The sequence below is a fragment of the Actinoplanes campanulatus genome (assembly GCF_014647795.1).
Lineage (GTDB): Bacteria > Actinomycetota > Actinomycetes > Mycobacteriales > Micromonosporaceae > Actinoplanes > Actinoplanes campanulatus.
The window spans coordinates 15,738-29,768 of record NZ_BMPW01000013.1 but is presented as its reverse complement, the minus strand read 5'-3'; the positions used below and the strand labels follow the sequence as shown (position 1 = coordinate 29,768).

The following is a 14,031-nucleotide window of genomic DNA, read 5'->3' as shown; positions in this document are numbered from 1 at the left end:
CCGGGCCGGCCTCACGCCGCCACCCGCTCGGCGAGGACCCGGCCGTCACGCATCCGGATCTGGCGGGGCAGCGATCCGGCGATCTCACGGTCGTGCGTGATGATCACGACCGTGGTGCCGGCCTCGTTCAGTTCGGTGAGCAGCTCCATGACGCCCTCCCCGGAGCGGGAGTCGAGCGCCCCGGTCGGCTCGTCGGCCAGCAGCAGCGGCGGCCGGCCGACGACCGCGCGGGCGATCGCCACCCGCTGTCTCTCCCCGCCGGACAGTTCGTGCGGATCGTGGCGCAGCCGATGGCCGAGGCCGACCCGGTCCAGGGCCTCGGCCGCCCGGCGCCGCCGTTCCGCGCGCCGGATCCCCTGGTAGAGCAGACCGTCCGCGACGTTGTCCAGCGCGCTGGTCCCGGCCGCCAGGTGGAACTGCTGGAAGACGAAGCCGATGCGGGTGGCCCGCAGCGCCGACAGCCGCCGGTCGGACAGTCCCGCCACGTCGTGGCCGTCGATGCGGACCGTGCCGGAGGTGGGCCGGTCCAGGGTGCCGATCAGGTGGAGCACGGTGGACTTGCCGGAGCCGGACGGGCCGACCACGGCCACCAGCTCACCCGGCTCGACGCGGGCGGTCACCCGGTCCAGCGCGGTCACCCCGCCCGGGTAGGTCTTGGACACCTCGATCAGCTCGATCATCCGGGCACCCCCACGGTCATGCCCTCGGCCAGCCCGTCCCCGGTGACCTCGACCCGGCCGTCGGCGAACAGACCGGTCCGCACCGGCACCCGGCGTACCGCGGCGCCGTCGACCACCTCGACCAGGAAGCCGCCGCCCGGCGCCGCGAGCAGCGCCGCCACCGGCACGGTCAGCACGTCCCTGCGCTCGGCGGCGGTGAACGTGACGTCCACGGCCGCCGACCCGAGCCCCTCGGCCACCCCGGCGTCGGTGAGGGTCACCTGCACCTCGGCCTCGGTGGTGGGGTCGTCGCCGGCCTTCTCGGCGGGCTCGATGACGGTGGCCGTCTCGATGACCCTCCCGGCCGTGGTCCTGCCACCGGGCAGGGTGACCTCGGCGGCCGCGCCCACCTTCGCCACGCCGGCGTCGGACACGTCCAGGCGTACCGTGATCACCTTGCCGGTGCGGGTCCAGGTGAGCAGGTCCCGGCCCGGCCCGACGGCCTGGTCCACCTCGGCGATCAGGGAATCCACCCGGACCGCGCCGGAGGCGAAGACCACCTGGCCGAGCGCGACCACCCCGGTCTCCGGCAGGCCGTTGTCCTTCTGCCACTGTTCGACCGCGCCGGCCGTCGAGCCCGTGTACTCGTCATCGGCGGTGAAGCCGTCGTAGCCGAGAGCGGCCAGGTTGCGTTCCAGCTGGGCGACGTCCCGGCCCTCCGCGCCGGGGGACAACGACCGGTACGCGGGAGTCGTGCCGTACATCAGCACGGCCGGATCGTCGTCGATGCGGTAGAGCGGCTTCCCGCGGGTCACTGTCGCGCCGCTGTCCGGCAGCCAGGTGACGGTCCCGTTCCGCCGGGCCGCGGCGGTGCGCGCCGGCCCGTACCCCAACTCCCCGTCGGCCTCCACCGACTCGCGCAACGTCTGCCGGCTGACCGTGGCGCCGGCCGGCGGAAGCCGGTCCCCGGTGCCGGAACCGGCGCCCGCCTCGGGGCGGGCCACCAGCACCGCGGCCGTCCCCGCCGAGGCGATCACCACCACCCCGGCGACGACCTTGAGGATGCGCCCGCTCATCGGCTGCCCTGCATGATCGACGCGCACGCCTTCTCGGCGGCCTTGAAGTCGGGGTCCTCGCCGGCGCTGGCGTCGATGCGGATCTGGCCGTTCTCCGGGTCGGGGAACGCCTCGACCCCGTTGTCGCGCATGCACTGCGCCTGCTTGCGCATCAGCTCGTCGCGCTTCGGGTCGGCCGCACCGCCGCCGGTCACCCCGGACGGCGCCCATTCCCGGCAGGCCTCCATGGCGGCCTGCACCTTCTGCTGGTCGCTGTCCGGCCCGAACTTGAGCATCATGCCCTTGCCCGGCTCCGGGTCGGGCACGTCCAGGCCCTGCTCCCGCAGACACTCGGCGAACTTCAGATTGCGGGCGTCCGGGTCGAGAGAGGGCGCCGTCGACGGCTTCTCTCCGCCGGCGCAGCCACCGAGCACCAGGGCGAACGCCACACCCACGATTGCCAACCGCATGATCTCTTCTCCTTCGAACGGGAACTCGGGTCCCGATGCAACGCGGCGGGCCGTTTCCGGAGCGTTTGCCGAAATGCCAACAGCGCGGAAACGCGGCGGGTGGCAGCATCGGGCGCATGCGGATCCTGGTGGTGGAGGACGAGCAGTTGCTGGCGGACGCGATCGCCGAGTGGCTGCGGGAGGAGACCCACGCGGTCGACGTGGCCGGCGACGGCGCGGCCGCCCTGGAACGCGTCGACGTCAACGACTACGACGTGGTGATCCTGGACCGCGACCTGCCCCGGGTGCACGGCGACGAGGTGTGCCGCCGGATGGTGTCGGCCGGCGCCGAGCCCCGGATCCTGATGCTGACCGCGGCCGCCGAGGTCACCGACCGGGTGGGCGGGCTGTCGCTGGGCGCCGACGACTACCTGACCAAGCCGTTCGCCATGCCGGAGCTGGCCGCCCGGGTGCTCGCGCTGGGCCGCCGCACCCGGCCGGGCAGCCCACCGGTGCTGCGGCGGGCCGGCATCACCCTGGACCCGGCCCGCCGCGAGGTCACCCGGGACGGCCGGTACGTCTCGCTGTCGAAGAAGGAGTTCGCCGTGCTGTTCGAGCTGCTGCGCGCGGACGGGGCGGTGGTCTCCGCCGAGCATCTGCTGGAAAAGGCCTGGGACGAGAACGCCGACCCGTTCACCGGCGCGGTCCGGCTCGCCATCCTCAAGCTGCGCCGCAAACTGGGCGACCCGCAAGTGATCGAGACCCTGCCCGGCGTCGGGTACCGGATCCCATGAGACCGACCCTGCGGCTCAGGCTCACCCTGGTCTACTTCGGCTTCTTCATGATCGCCGGGTTGGTGCTGCTCGGCATCACCTACGTGCTGTTCCGCCAGAAGCTGCCGCTCTCGCTGATGCCGCCGAGCGGCGACCGGGAGCTGAAGAGGATCCTGCACGTCAACGACGTCGTCCTCACCGGTGAGGCCGCCGACCGGTTCATGGAGGCGCAGGCCGCCGAGGTGAGCCGCTCGCTGCTCCAGATGGAGGTGGTGGCGTTCGTCGTGGTCGCGGTGGTCGCGTTCGCGTCGGCATGGGCGCTCACCGGCCGGATGCTGAGCCCGCTGCACCGGGTCACCGCGACGGCCCGCCGGATCGCCGCCGCCCCGGCCAGCGAGCGCGGCCTGCACCAGCGAATCGACCTGCACGGCCCGGACGACGAGGTGAAGGAGCTGGCCGACACCTTCGACAGCATGGTGGAGCGGCTGGAGCACACCTTCGACACCCAGCGGCGGTTCGTGGCGAACGCGTCGCACGAGCTGCGGACCCCGCTCACCCTGAACCGGGCCCTGGTCGAGCTGGCCATGCACCGCCGGACCGCCTCGCCCGACGTGCTGCGCCTCGGCGAGGACCTACTGAAGATCAACTCCCGGCACGAGCGGCTGATCGAGGGGCTGCTGCTGCTCGCCCGGTCCGAACAGGAGCTCGCCGACCACTCCCCGGTCGACCTGGCCGACGTGGTCGTGCACGTGGCCGAGCAGACCGCCGCCGAGGCCGCCACCGCCGACGTCAAGGTCACCGTGGTGGCCGGGCCGGCCCCGGCCGTCGGGGACGGACTGCTGCTCGAACAGATGACCCGCAACCTGGTCGAGAACGGCATCCGGCACAACACCGGCCCCGGCGGATGGGTGCGGGTGGAGAGCGGCCCCGGCCCGTCGATCACGGTCGGCAACAGTGGGCCGGTCGTGCCGCCGTACGACCTGCCGACCCTGTTCGAGCCGTTCCGCCGCCTCGACGGGGACCGCATCACCTCGGCCAAGGGCTCCGGGCTGGGCCTGTCGATCGTCCGGTCGGTCGCGCACGCGCACGGCGGCACGGTCGCCGCCCGACCGCGCGACGGCGGTGGCCTGGTCGTCACGGTCACACTGCCGGTCGCGGGCGGATAGGGCGGTAATTACCTCTAACGGGACACCGCTACCCTGGGCGGATGCCGATCAGCCGGACCCGCGTCAACCTCCTGCTGCTGACGGCGGCCACCCTGATCGTCGCGCTGGTCGTGGCGGTCGGGCTGGCCCGCGGAAACGAGCCGGACCGTGCCACGTTCAGCGCCCCGCCATCGGCCGCCACCGTGCCGAGCGCCACCACGCCGACCGTGCCGGCCGCCCCCGAGCCGCCGGACGGCCTGCCGGTGATCGCCTACGCGGACGGCCCGCGCGGCCTGCCCACCGACCCCGACCCGGAGTCGGTGACCGCCCTCACCGAGGCGCTGCGCCCGCAAACCAGGATGGCGCTGTACGACGCCCCCGGCGGCCGCCCCCGCGCCTGGCTGCCGCCCCGGATCAGCGGCCTGCCGGTCGTCGCCCCGATCGTCGCCCGGCAGAACGGCTGGGCCGCCGTGCTGGTCCCGGCCGCCAACCGCACCGTCGGCTGGGTGCCGGCGGCCGGCTGGCAGCCCGAGCCGCTGCGCGACCAGCTCGTCGTCGACCTCGGCGACCGCCGCCTCACCTGGCTGCGCGAGGGCGCCGAGCGGGCCCACTGGACCGTGGCGATCGGCACCGACGCCACCCCCACACCGCTCGGCCGCACCTTCGTGATGGGCCGCACCGGCACGTCCGGCAGCGTCTACGCCGGGCTGGACGCGCTGGTGCTCGGCTCGGTCCCGGAGGAGCCGGCGAAGATGGCGGCCAGTCTGCAGAAGGCGCACACCGGCATCCACGCGTGGGCGAACAGCTCGGTCTTCGGCAAGGACGTCTCCAACGGCTGCGTCCGCACGCCGGCCGCGGTCCAGCGCAAACTGCTCGCTCAGCTGGACCCGGGCACCCCGGTCGTGGTCACAGCCTGACCGGCTGCGCCACCGAGGCGCAGCGCATCCACCGTCCCACCGAACACCGCGGCCCACCGCCGCCCCGGTTCACCGCCAGCCGGGTGACCATCTGCGAAGCCGGTGCCGCCTCACGCAGCATCTCCCGGCGCACCTCGTCGAGCAGATCCGGCATCGGCAGGCCGAGCGCCCGGCAGATCGCCGCGAGCACCTCCGACGACGCCTCCTTGGTGCCGCGCTCCACTTCGGAGAGGTACGGCAGCGACACCCCGGCCGCCCCGGCCACCTCCCGCAACGTCCGGCCCTGACCCAGCCGGATGCGCCGCAGCACCGCCCCGATGACCCGCCGCAACAGTGGCATGCCCCGTCTCCCCTCCGCCGACTCGTCCGCTGCCATCATGGCCCGGCGGGCCCGGCGGTGCTACGGTAGCCCCAACCGGATCCCGGATGCAGGCGTTCTCATCGCCCCCGCTGATCCATCTCCCCGAGCCGTTCACCGGCTTTCCGCGCCGTCGGCGCGCTCTCTCGAAACGAGTCACCACCATGACCAGTCCCGTCCCCGTGGACGGTCTCGTCGACCTCGTCGACGACCGCCCCTGGATCCGTACCGACGGCTACGCGCCGTCCCCCACCGACCTGCCGATCGCCACGTCCGAGATGCGCCGCCTGCACCTGCGCCGCGGCGACCACATCACCGGCCAGGCCCTCGGCCGGCCCGCGAAACTCCAGCTCACCACGGTCAACGGCCGCCCGCCCGGCCCCCGCCCCGACTTCTACCAACGGGTATCGCTGCACCCGCACGAGCGGCTGCGCCTGGAGACCGAACCGCATCTGCTGACCACCCGCGTCATCGACCTGTTCATGCCGATCGGCAAGGGACAACGCGCCCTGATCGTCGCTCCGCCGATGGCCGGCAAGACCACGATCCTGCACGAGACGGCCAAGGCGATCACCCGCAACCATCCCGAATGCCACCTCATGGTCCTGCTCATCGACGAGCGCCCCGAGGAGGTGACCGACATGCGCCGCACGGTGAAGGGCGAGGTGATCGCCGCGACCTTCGACCGCCCGCCGCACGAGCACGCCCGCATCGCCGAACTCGCCGCCGAACGCGCCAAACGCCTGGCCGAACAGGGTGAGGACGTCGTCCTGCTCCTCGACTCGATCACCCGCCTGGCGCGCGCCCACAACCTGCTGGCGCCGGCCCGCGGCCGCACTCTCACCGGCGGCCTGGACACCTCCGCCCTGCATCCGCCGAAACGCCTGCTGGGTGCGGCGCGCGCCTTCGAGGGCGGCGGCTCGGTCACGATCATCGCGACCGCCCTGGTGGAGAACGGCTCGGCCATGGACGGCGTGATCTTCGAGGAGTTCAAGAGTACCGGCAACGCCGAACTCAAGCTGGACCGCTCACTCGCCGAGGCCCGCGTCTTCCCGGCCGTGGACGTCCCCGCCTCCGGCACCCGCCACGACGAGCTGTTCCTGCACCCGGACGAACTCGCCGCCACCGCCCACCTGCGCCGCGCCCTGTCCGGCCGCGAAAACATGGCCCAGCTGCTCAAACAGCTTCGCGCGACGCCCAGCAACGCGGTCTACCTACACAAGATCAAGACCCATTCATCGTACGCGTGACGCAAAGTCCCGCCCGCTCCGCGCGAGCCCACTGCGCCGTCCAGGCCGTGCAGCGCCCGCCGGGCGTGAGCGCACCGTCCCCCTCACCCCGGCTGACCTGACCGGGCGGCCGGCGCCGCACGGTCCACCGGTCCGGCCGGCTCCCAGAGCTGTCTCAAGGCCAGCTGGACCACCGAGCTGAGCCCGGCGGGCGCGGCACAGGCTTGCGTGGCAGGTGCTCGCGGAGTGCCGCGGAGCGGCCGCCGTTGCCGGGGGCGGGGAACGGCGTACAAGAGAAGGGGTCAGGTCATCCGATAGGCTGCTCGGATGGCGGACGAGTCCGTGGTGCGGGAGCTGCTCGCCGCGATTCCGGTGGGCTGCACCTGGGTCGTGCCCGTTCGCGGGTCCTCCGGTGAGCTGCGGGATTTCCGGATCGCGGCGACCAGCGACCGGACCCGGGACATCTTCGGCCGGGGCACCCAGCGGGTCGACAGTCTGCTCGGCGAGCTGTACCCGGCACTGGTCGGCGGTCCGTTGTGGAATTTGTACACCGAGGTGCTGGAGACCGGCGTCCCGGGGCGGATGGACGAGTTCCGGCACGAGGAGACGCGCACCGGCGCGGTGGCCGAGTCCCGCTTCGAGATCAGCGTCTACCGGGTGCTGGGCGGGCTGCTGATCTGGTGGCAGCGGGTCGACGAGTACCAGCGCCGGCTGGAGCACACCGAGGTGCTGGGCAGTCTCGGCTGGGCGGAGTACGACCTGGTCACCGGCCGCAGCGACTGGTCCCCGGGGATGTACCGGATCTTCGGCCGGGACCCGGCGGACGGGCCGCTGTCGCGTACCGATCAGGCGCGGGCCATGCTGCCGGAGGACCGCGGCATCGCCGAGACCGCGTGGCAGACGCTGGACAGCGGCGCCACCTCCGACGTGACCGTCCGGTTCCTGATCGGCGAGCAGGCCAAGCATCTGCGGATCCTGTCCGACGTGTCCCGGGACGCGGCCGGGGCGCCGGTGAAGATCTACGCCGTGGTGCAGGACGTGACGGCGCGGGTCGACTCGCGGACCGAGATCGAGCGGCTCAGCGACAAGCTGCGGACCCGGGAGATGACCGCGCTGGCCGAGCACCGTCTGGCCGGCCAGTTGCAGAACATGATCCAGCCGGTGCCGGCGGCGCCGTTCACGCTGGCCGGGCTGGAGGCGATGGTCAGCTATCTGCCGGCCGAGAGCGCAGTCCAGGTGGGCGGCGACTGGTACCACGCACAGAACCTGGAGGACGGCCGGGTGGCGCTGGCCATCGGCGACGTGGCCGGGCACGGTCTGGAGGCGGCCAGCGGGATGGCGCATCTGCGGTTCGCCCTGGTGGCGTGGTTGTCGATCGGCATCCACGCGCCCGGCGAGCTGCTCCGGCACATGAACCGGCTGTGCGCTCAGCTCGGCATCACCGGCACCGCGCTGGTGGCGATCTACGACCCGCGGACCCGCTCGCTGCCGTGGGCGCGGGCCGGTCACCTGTCGCCCCTGCTCGGCCGGGCCGGCGCGAGCCATGAGCTGGACCGTCCGCCGGGTCTGCTGCTGGGCGCCGAGCCGGAGACGAGCTTCCCGGAGGTGAGCGCCGAGCTGGAGCCGGGCGACCTGGTCGTGTTCTTCACCGACGGCCTGGTGGAGCGCCGTGACCTGGGCGTCGACGGCCGTTCCGCGGAGGTCCGCGGCCATCTGTCGGCCGTCTCCGCCGACCCGGGCTCGGCGCCGCTGCCCCGCCTCCACCGGCTGCTCTACGCCCCGAGCCCGGACGACGACACCTGCACCCTCGCCGTCCGCGTGCTGAGCTGACCGAGAACGGTGGAGAACCGGTCTAAAGCCGGGTACGTGATCGCCGATGGTGCGGGCGCTCAGTCGTCCAAGGTTTCGGCGGTGTCGTTTGAACGCGTCCAAAGGCTTGACCCGTCGCCTGCGATCGGTGTCGGCTGCCCTCCTGGTGTTGCCGCTGTCGCTGGTGGGGACCACAGCGTGCACGAAGGAGAGCACGCCGGCCGCGGCGCCACTCTCGTACGCCGCCTCGGAACCGCCGGTGACGATCAAATTCTGGTTCATGCCGAACGGGTTGAACGCTGAGCAGTCGATGAAGGCCGAGACGGAGGCCTTCCACCGGCTGCACCCCAACATCACGGTGCAGCTGCGGATGCTGGACTGGGCCGCCGCGTTGACCATGATCAGCACCGCCGTGGGCGGAGGCGACGCACCCGACGTCGCACAGCTGGGCACGACCTGGGTGGGTGACCTGACCAAGTCCGGGGCGCTGCAACCGTACAGCGAGGCCGAGATCGACTCCTTGGGCGGGCAGGCGGCCTTCGTGCCGGCGAGCTGGACGTCGACGAAGCCGGCCGGTACCGACGCGGTGACCGCCGTGCCGTGGTTCGTCGACGTCCGGGCGCTGTTCTACCGCACCGACGTGCTGCGCCGGCTGGGGCTGGATCCGGCGAAGGCGTTCGCCGACTGGAACTCGCTGGAGCGGACTCTCGCCGCGATCAAGCGTGAGGGCAAGGTCGCACCGCTCGGGCAGCCGGGCAAGAACGACTGGAACGTCGTGCACAACGTGACCCCGTTCATCTGGGGCGCCGGTGGAGATCTGCTGTCCGCCGACGGCACCGCACCGACGCTCTCCACCCCGGAGGCGATCGCGGGGGTCGACTACTACCAGCGCCTGATGGCCAACTACAACAAGCGGGACCTGCTGGCGAAGGACTCCGACGCCGCCATGGCCTCGTTCGCGGACGGGGAGACCGCGGTCCTGATGCAGGGCCCGGATGCGGTGTCCCGGTTCCGCACCGGCACGGACCGGGCCGGCCTGCGCTCCGGCTGGTCGACCGCGCCGCTCCCGGCCGGCCCTCAGGGGAGGTACACCTTCCTCGGCGGAAGTGACCTGGCGATCTTCGCCCGGTCGGCGCACCACCCCGCGGCACTGGAATGGGTGCGGTTCCTCACCGGGGCGGAGAGCCAGGATCGGTACGCGGTGCGGGCGGCGGGAATCTGGCCGGCCAGGCTGGAGACGGTACGGGCCGCCGCGCTGGACACCGATCCCGTCTACCGGGCCTTCGCTCAGGCGCAGACCTTCGGCAGGCAGTACCCCGCGGTCGCGGCGTGGGGCGACATCGAGGCAGCCCTGACCAGGGATATCAGCAGCCTGTGGGAGTTCGTGATGGCGACGGGGAAGCCGATGCCCGCGGACGATCTTCGCCGGTTGCTGCTGTCGGCCGACGACAACGTCCGTACCGCCATCGTGCGGGCCCCGTGATGCGCGGTCTCCGGGCCTGGTGGCGGCACCATCGGTGGGGGAAGGTGCTGGTGGCGGTCGTGATCGCCCTCGCGCTGGTCACGTACCTCAACATCGTCTCCCACCGGCGCGGCGTGACCGAGAGCCAGGTCGCGGCGCAACTGCACAGCCTCGGTCTCCTCCTCAACGAGGAGAGTTCCCTGCAGTGGAAGACGCTGGCCGCGGGCAACGCCCCGGTCCAGGTGGCCCGGGAGGTGGGCGGCATCCGGGGCAGCGAGCGGGCGATCCTGGCGCGACTCGCGGTCGCCCTGCCCGGCGCGACCAGTCTCGAACTGAGCCGGTTGGTGGACGAGTACCACGTCCTACTCGACAAGCAGCTGGCCCTGCTGGTCATCGACGACAGTGCCGCCGCCGCGCAGCTCGAATGGCGGGAGACCGACCCGAAGTTCGAGCAGCTCAACGCCCGGATCACCGCGTTGTCGGAAGCCGCGCTCGCGAGCAGCCGGCGAGCGTCCACCACGGCCGACTACCTTCTGATCTGCACGATGGCGCTCACCGCCTTGATGATCGGCGCCCTGTTGCGCCGATTCGAGCGGGCGCACCGCGCCGCCGACGCCGCCACCGCCGAACTGCTGCGGCAGGAGCGCGCGGCGTTGGTGCTGGCCAACCAGAACGCCGAGGCGATCCGCCATCAGGCGGAGCACGACTCGCTCACCGGCCTGCCCAACCGTTCGCTGTTCGCCGATCGGGTGGACCTGGCCCTGCGGTCGGGCGGGGATCCGGCGGTCATGTTCATCGATCTCGACGACTTCAAACGGGTCAACGACAGCCTCGGCCACGCGGCAGGCGATGCGCTGCTCGTGGAGGTGGCCCGGCGGCTGCGCGGATCCCTGCGGGACGGCGACACTCCGGCACGTCTCGGCGGGGACGAATTCGCGATCCTGATCGAGGACGGTGGGGTGGACACCGCGATCCGTCTCGCGCGGCGGATCATCGGGGCGCTCGCCGAACCGGTCGACGCCGGCGGTCACCAGGTCTTCACCCGCGGCAGCGTGGGGATCGCTGTCGCGGCCACGGACCGGGACCCCACGGACATCCTGCGCCAGGCCGACCTGGCCATGTACGCGGCCAAGAACCGTGGCAAGGGACAGTTCGCCGTCTTCGACGAATCCATGCGGGACCTGGCAGCTCCGTCCGTCCCGATGTCGGCCTGAGGCTGCCAGGTCGTCGGCTCACTGGTACGGCAGGGTCACCGTGGAGAGTTCGCCCAGCGAGACCGTGCTCGCCGCGGAGCCGATGGCGCTCCAGATCTCCACCTTGACCGTGCCGTTCGCCAGGTCGCCGAAGGTCCCCGTGGTGGTGACCTGTCCGACGGCGCCGGTGTACCGCTCCCACCCGGTGACCGGGTCGGTGGCGAAGTAGCGGAACGTCTCGACCCGGTCGAAGGTGCCGTTGCCGGTCAGGTCGTACGAGACACGGACCTGGGTGGCGTTGCCGACCGAGGCGCCCGCGTCCACCGAGATGCCGAACGCGGTGCTGGCGCCGGAACGGTACGCCATGGTCAGCCCGGTCGCGGTGAACGTGATCGGCGAGTGCGGCTGGTTGTCGTTCGCGCCCGACGCCCTGGCCACGGTCGCGGTGCCGGCTGTGCCTGCGGCGTCCGCCAGCACGCCACCGGCCTGGAGGTACCGGACCGGGCTGGGAGTGGTCGGGGTCGGCGTCGGGCTGGAGGGGTTCGTAGGGGTGGGAGTCGGGTTGATGCCGCCGCCGGTCGCGTTGCCGCCGGACCAGTTCACCGCGCCGCCGGCGACCGTCTGCCCGGCCGGCACCGCCAGCACCTTGCCGTCCGAGAAGGTCACCGTGAGCGGCGCGCCGGTGATGTTGGACGCGACGTACGTCCGGGCGCCGTTTCTGCTGAACACCCGGTAGAGCGGGTGGTCGGCGGTGACGGTGAGATCGGTCGTGCCGAGGGCGGCGAGGTTGCGGATCCAGTGGAACGTGTGCGCCCTGGTCTCGCCCTCCTCGGGGGTGTAGCCGCTGCCGGCCCGGAACTTGGCCAGCGCCGCGTCGCCGTCGCCGAGTGCCAGGTACTGCCAGGCGATGTCCTGCCAGAGCGCCGGTTCGTGCCCGGCATTGGTGACCATCTCGGTGTAGTTGCGCCGGACGTACGCCGGGTCGTCACCCAGGTAGAAGTGCCCGCCGGTGACCGGCAGCAGGTTGATGCCGTGGATCTGCTCGGGCGCCGAGGCGAACCAGGTGGCGTACGCCCCGCCGTCGCCCCAGACCATGCCGACCGTGCCGTGGCCGAACGCCGACGGGAAGTTCTCGTCGCGGGTGTCGAACCAGTACTCGTTGATCGCGGCCGACTGCGTCGTCCAGATGAAGATGCCGGCGTCGCGGATCGCGGTGTCGCCGGTCGCCTGCCCCCACTGGATCAGCGCGTTGGCGAAGTTCATCCCCTCCGACGACGACTCCTGGTTGTTGCCGGCGAAGAACGCGCCGTGCCCGGCCGCCCAGTCGTGCCCGGCATAGATGTCGAAGTCCCGGAGGTACGGGAACCGGTTGTCGCCACGGTCGTAGTTGTTGGCGTCGCGGATCAGCAGGTCCACCATGCCGCCGTAGCCGGAGCCCGCCGCCCAGGACGGGTCGAACTTGGCCAGCGTCGCGGCGGCGGCGATGTAGTAGCCGTAGTGGAAGTGGTGGTCGTTGAGTTCCGCGTCGGAGCCGTACGAGGCGGGGTAGCCGATCAGCGTGCCCCAGTTGCGGTCGTAGTAGAACAGCCTCTCCGTCTTGCCCGCCGTGGCGGTGAACCAGTCGGTCAGCCTGCTCCGGATCGCCGCCAGCGCGGTGTCCCGTACGTCGGTGCGGCCGAGCTGGTCGGCGATCTCCGCGATCCGGGCGCCGATGCCGAGCGCCTTGCCGGTCCAGTAGGTGTCGTTCCTCGTCACGTTGACCGGGTTGTCCTTGACCTGGTCGAGGTAGGCGTTGAGGGTGCTCAGGTCGGCCCCGCCGCTGTCGGCGACCGCGGGCACCTCGGGCAGCACTCCGTGGTAGACCGCCGAGGTGGTGTACGACGAGGCGCCGACGAGCAGCTTCATGGCGCCGCGGGCGGTGACGTAGGTCTGCGTGGCGGGTGTCGCGCCGGTCAGCGCCCGCCACTGGTGCGGGTAGAGGCCGACGACGGTCCCGGCGCCGGAACCCTCCCGCGCGGTGGTGGTGTACGCGTACGTGGTGGTGACCCGGCTGGTGGCCTGGTGGTAGGCGTACGAGACCTGTGTGCCGGTGACGTGGTCGTGCGCGTACGTGCCGAAGCTGCCGGCCAGGGCGATCTTGTCCGTGGTGCTGGTGGCCGGCGTGGTCGGCAGCACCGCGATGGAGAAGTAGCCCCTGCCGGCCAGGGTGGAGGTGATGACGGTGCCGCTGACCGACCAGGTGGCCCCGGTCGGCGCGTACGCGACGTAGTCCTTGCCGGCGACCGAGTAGCCGATCCGCGAACCGCTGTTGGACCAGACTGCCGGGGTGCTCTTCGCGGTGATCTGGGCGTTGCCGCCGGTGATCTGGAAGTAGGCGAACGGCAGGCCGTGGCCGATGGTCGCCTTCATGGTCCGGGTGCCGTCACTCCAGTACGGCGTGACGGTCCAGTCGGTCCAGGAGTCGACCAGGGTCCGCGGGGCGTTCAGCCCGGCCACCCCGGCGGTGAAGTCCTCCTGGTAGATGTAGTGGTACTCGCCGACGCCGGTGGACGAGCCACTGATCTGCGGCGTGGTGTTGTAGGAGAAGCCCAGCCCGCCCGCGGTGGTGTCGTAGCTCGTCGGATGCGCGTGCAGGTTCTCGCTGTAGGCGCAGTCGAACTTCTTGTAGACCAGCGACGACCACCAGTCGTTGGTCGGGACCGGGCCGGCCGGTGCGCCGGCGGTCATGAACTGGCGGGGGTTCGTGGCCAGGTCTCCGCAGCCGGTGGGCAGACTCGCGCCGGCCGGCAGGGTCTCGGTGTAACTGCCCGCGCCGACCGTGGCCGCGTCCGCCGTCCCGCTGACCGCCACCGCCCCGAATCCGGCCACGACGGCCGCGACGGCGGTCAGTGCGAGGGCCCGGCCGCTGACAGATCCCATCACGCCTCCACTGCATCCGACCCTTGGCAGCCCGCCCGTGAGAGCGCTCTCTGGCCTAGAACG

The 14,031-nt window shown here is 72.1% G+C and carries 12 protein-coding genes; 7 read left to right on the top strand and 5 right to left on the bottom strand.

The window, feature by feature from the left end; translation table 11 throughout:
- Window positions 1–11 precede the first annotated feature (11 nt).
- From IEZ13_RS24550 to IEZ13_RS24540, 3 genes are read right to left on the bottom strand one after another with little or no spacing between them, the layout of a single operon-like run.
- Window positions 12–680, bottom strand: coding sequence for an ABC transporter ATP-binding protein (locus tag IEZ13_RS24550; protein WP_183222056.1), 669 nt, complete (start codon window positions 678–680; stop codon window positions 12–14).
- Window positions 677–1,735 carry a peptidoglycan-binding protein gene (locus IEZ13_RS24545; RefSeq protein WP_183222055.1) on the bottom strand — a complete coding sequence of 353 codons (1,059 nt, stop codon included), beginning with the start codon at window positions 1,733–1,735 and terminating at the stop codon, window positions 677–679. Before IEZ13_RS24545 ends, IEZ13_RS24550 begins: the two co-directional genes overlap by 4 nt.
- Complete coding sequence (locus IEZ13_RS24540; RefSeq protein WP_183222054.1) at window positions 1,732–2,184, bottom strand: hypothetical protein; 453 nt, start codon at window positions 2,182–2,184, stop codon at window positions 1,732–1,734. The genes IEZ13_RS24545 and IEZ13_RS24540 overlap by 4 nt, the downstream gene beginning before the upstream one ends.
- Before the next feature lie 116 nt (window positions 2,185–2,300).
- Between IEZ13_RS24540 and IEZ13_RS24535 the strand changes: the two genes are divergently transcribed.
- The 3 genes from IEZ13_RS24535 to IEZ13_RS24525 are packed head-to-tail and all read left to right on the top strand — an operon-like array spanning window position 2,301 to window position 4,998.
- Window positions 2,301–2,957, top strand: coding sequence for a response regulator transcription factor (locus IEZ13_RS24535; protein ID WP_183222053.1), 657 nt, complete (start codon window positions 2,301–2,303; stop codon window positions 2,955–2,957).
- Window positions 2,954–4,102, top strand: a complete 1,149-nt coding sequence (locus tag IEZ13_RS24530) for a sensor histidine kinase (protein WP_183222052.1) — start codon at window positions 2,954–2,956, stop codon at window positions 4,100–4,102. Before IEZ13_RS24535 ends, IEZ13_RS24530 begins: the two co-directional genes overlap by 4 nt.
- A 41-nt stretch (window positions 4,103–4,143) precedes the next feature.
- The gene (locus IEZ13_RS24525; RefSeq protein ID WP_221245609.1) at window positions 4,144–4,998 is read left to right on the top strand and encodes a L,D-transpeptidase; all 855 of its coding nucleotides are present in this window, start codon (window positions 4,144–4,146) and stop codon (window positions 4,996–4,998) included.
- On the opposite strand, the gene IEZ13_RS46750 is transcribed toward IEZ13_RS24525, so the two are convergent.
- Window positions 4,988–5,338, bottom strand: a complete 351-nt coding sequence (locus IEZ13_RS46750) for a helix-turn-helix domain-containing protein (RefSeq protein ID WP_183222051.1) — start codon at window positions 5,336–5,338, stop codon at window positions 4,988–4,990. The genes IEZ13_RS24525 and IEZ13_RS46750 overlap by 11 nt on opposite strands.
- 182 nt (window positions 5,339–5,520) lie before the next feature.
- On the opposite strand from IEZ13_RS46750, the gene rho reads away from it, so the two are divergent.
- The 4 genes from rho (at window position 5,521) to IEZ13_RS24500 (ending at window position 11,070) form a co-directional block, all read left to right on the top strand.
- Window positions 5,521–6,606 carry a transcription termination factor Rho gene (rho, locus tag IEZ13_RS24515; protein ID WP_229794970.1) on the top strand — a complete coding sequence of 362 codons (1,086 nt, stop codon included), beginning with the start codon at window positions 5,521–5,523 and terminating at the stop codon, window positions 6,604–6,606.
- Window positions 6,607–6,912: 306 nt separating this feature from the next.
- Window positions 6,913–8,415, top strand: a complete 1,503-nt coding sequence (locus tag IEZ13_RS24510; RefSeq protein WP_183222049.1) for a PP2C family protein-serine/threonine phosphatase — start codon at window positions 6,913–6,915, stop codon at window positions 8,413–8,415.
- A 127-nt stretch (window positions 8,416–8,542) separates the two neighbouring features.
- Window positions 8,543–9,877, top strand: coding sequence for an extracellular solute-binding protein (locus IEZ13_RS24505; RefSeq protein ID WP_183222048.1), 1,335 nt, complete (start codon window positions 8,543–8,545; stop codon window positions 9,875–9,877).
- On the top strand, window positions 9,877–11,070 hold the full coding sequence (locus IEZ13_RS24500; protein WP_229795014.1) for a GGDEF domain-containing protein: 1,194 nt from the start codon (window positions 9,877–9,879) through the stop codon (window positions 11,068–11,070). The genes IEZ13_RS24505 and IEZ13_RS24500 overlap by 1 nt, the downstream gene beginning before the upstream one ends.
- 18 nt (window positions 11,071–11,088) lie before the next feature.
- Here the strand turns inward: IEZ13_RS24500 and IEZ13_RS24495 are convergent, their stop codons facing one another.
- A complete protein-coding gene (locus IEZ13_RS24495) occupies window positions 11,089–13,968 on the bottom strand; it encodes a glycosyl hydrolase (RefSeq protein ID WP_183222046.1) in 2,880 nt (959 codons plus the stop codon).
- Window positions 13,969–14,031 lie beyond the last annotated feature (63 nt).

What these genes read in the sequence shown, in the direction of transcription:
- IEZ13_RS24550 (WP_183222056.1), bottom strand. Translation starts at nt 680, where the DNA reads ATGATCGAGCTGATCGAGGTGTCCAAGACCTACCCGGGCGGGGTGACC.
- IEZ13_RS24545 (WP_183222055.1), bottom strand. Translation starts at nt 1,735, where the DNA reads ATGAGCGGGCGCATCCTCAAGGTCGTCGCCGGGGTGGTGGTGATCGCC.
- IEZ13_RS24540 (WP_183222054.1), bottom strand. Translation starts at nt 2,184, where the DNA reads ATGCGGTTGGCAATCGTGGGTGTGGCGTTCGCCCTGGTGCTCGGTGGC.
- IEZ13_RS24535 (WP_183222053.1), top strand. Translation starts at nt 2,301, where the DNA reads ATGCGGATCCTGGTGGTGGAGGACGAGCAGTTGCTGGCGGACGCGATC.
- IEZ13_RS24530 (WP_183222052.1), top strand. Translation starts at nt 2,954, where the DNA reads ATGAGACCGACCCTGCGGCTCAGGCTCACCCTGGTCTACTTCGGCTTC.
- IEZ13_RS24525 (WP_221245609.1), top strand. Translation starts at nt 4,144, where the DNA reads ATGCCGATCAGCCGGACCCGCGTCAACCTCCTGCTGCTGACGGCGGCC.
- IEZ13_RS46750 (WP_183222051.1), bottom strand. Translation starts at nt 5,338, where the DNA reads ATGCCACTGTTGCGGCGGGTCATCGGGGCGGTGCTGCGGCGCATCCGG.
- rho (WP_229794970.1), top strand. Translation starts at nt 5,521, where the DNA reads ATGACCAGTCCCGTCCCCGTGGACGGTCTCGTCGACCTCGTCGACGAC.
- IEZ13_RS24510 (WP_183222049.1), top strand. Translation starts at nt 6,913, where the DNA reads ATGGCGGACGAGTCCGTGGTGCGGGAGCTGCTCGCCGCGATTCCGGTG.
- IEZ13_RS24500 (WP_229795014.1), top strand. Translation starts at nt 9,877, where the DNA reads ATGCGCGGTCTCCGGGCCTGGTGGCGGCACCATCGGTGGGGGAAGGTG.
- IEZ13_RS24495 (WP_183222046.1), bottom strand. Translation starts at nt 13,968, where the DNA reads ATGGGATCTGTCAGCGGCCGGGCCCTCGCACTGACCGCCGTCGCGGCC.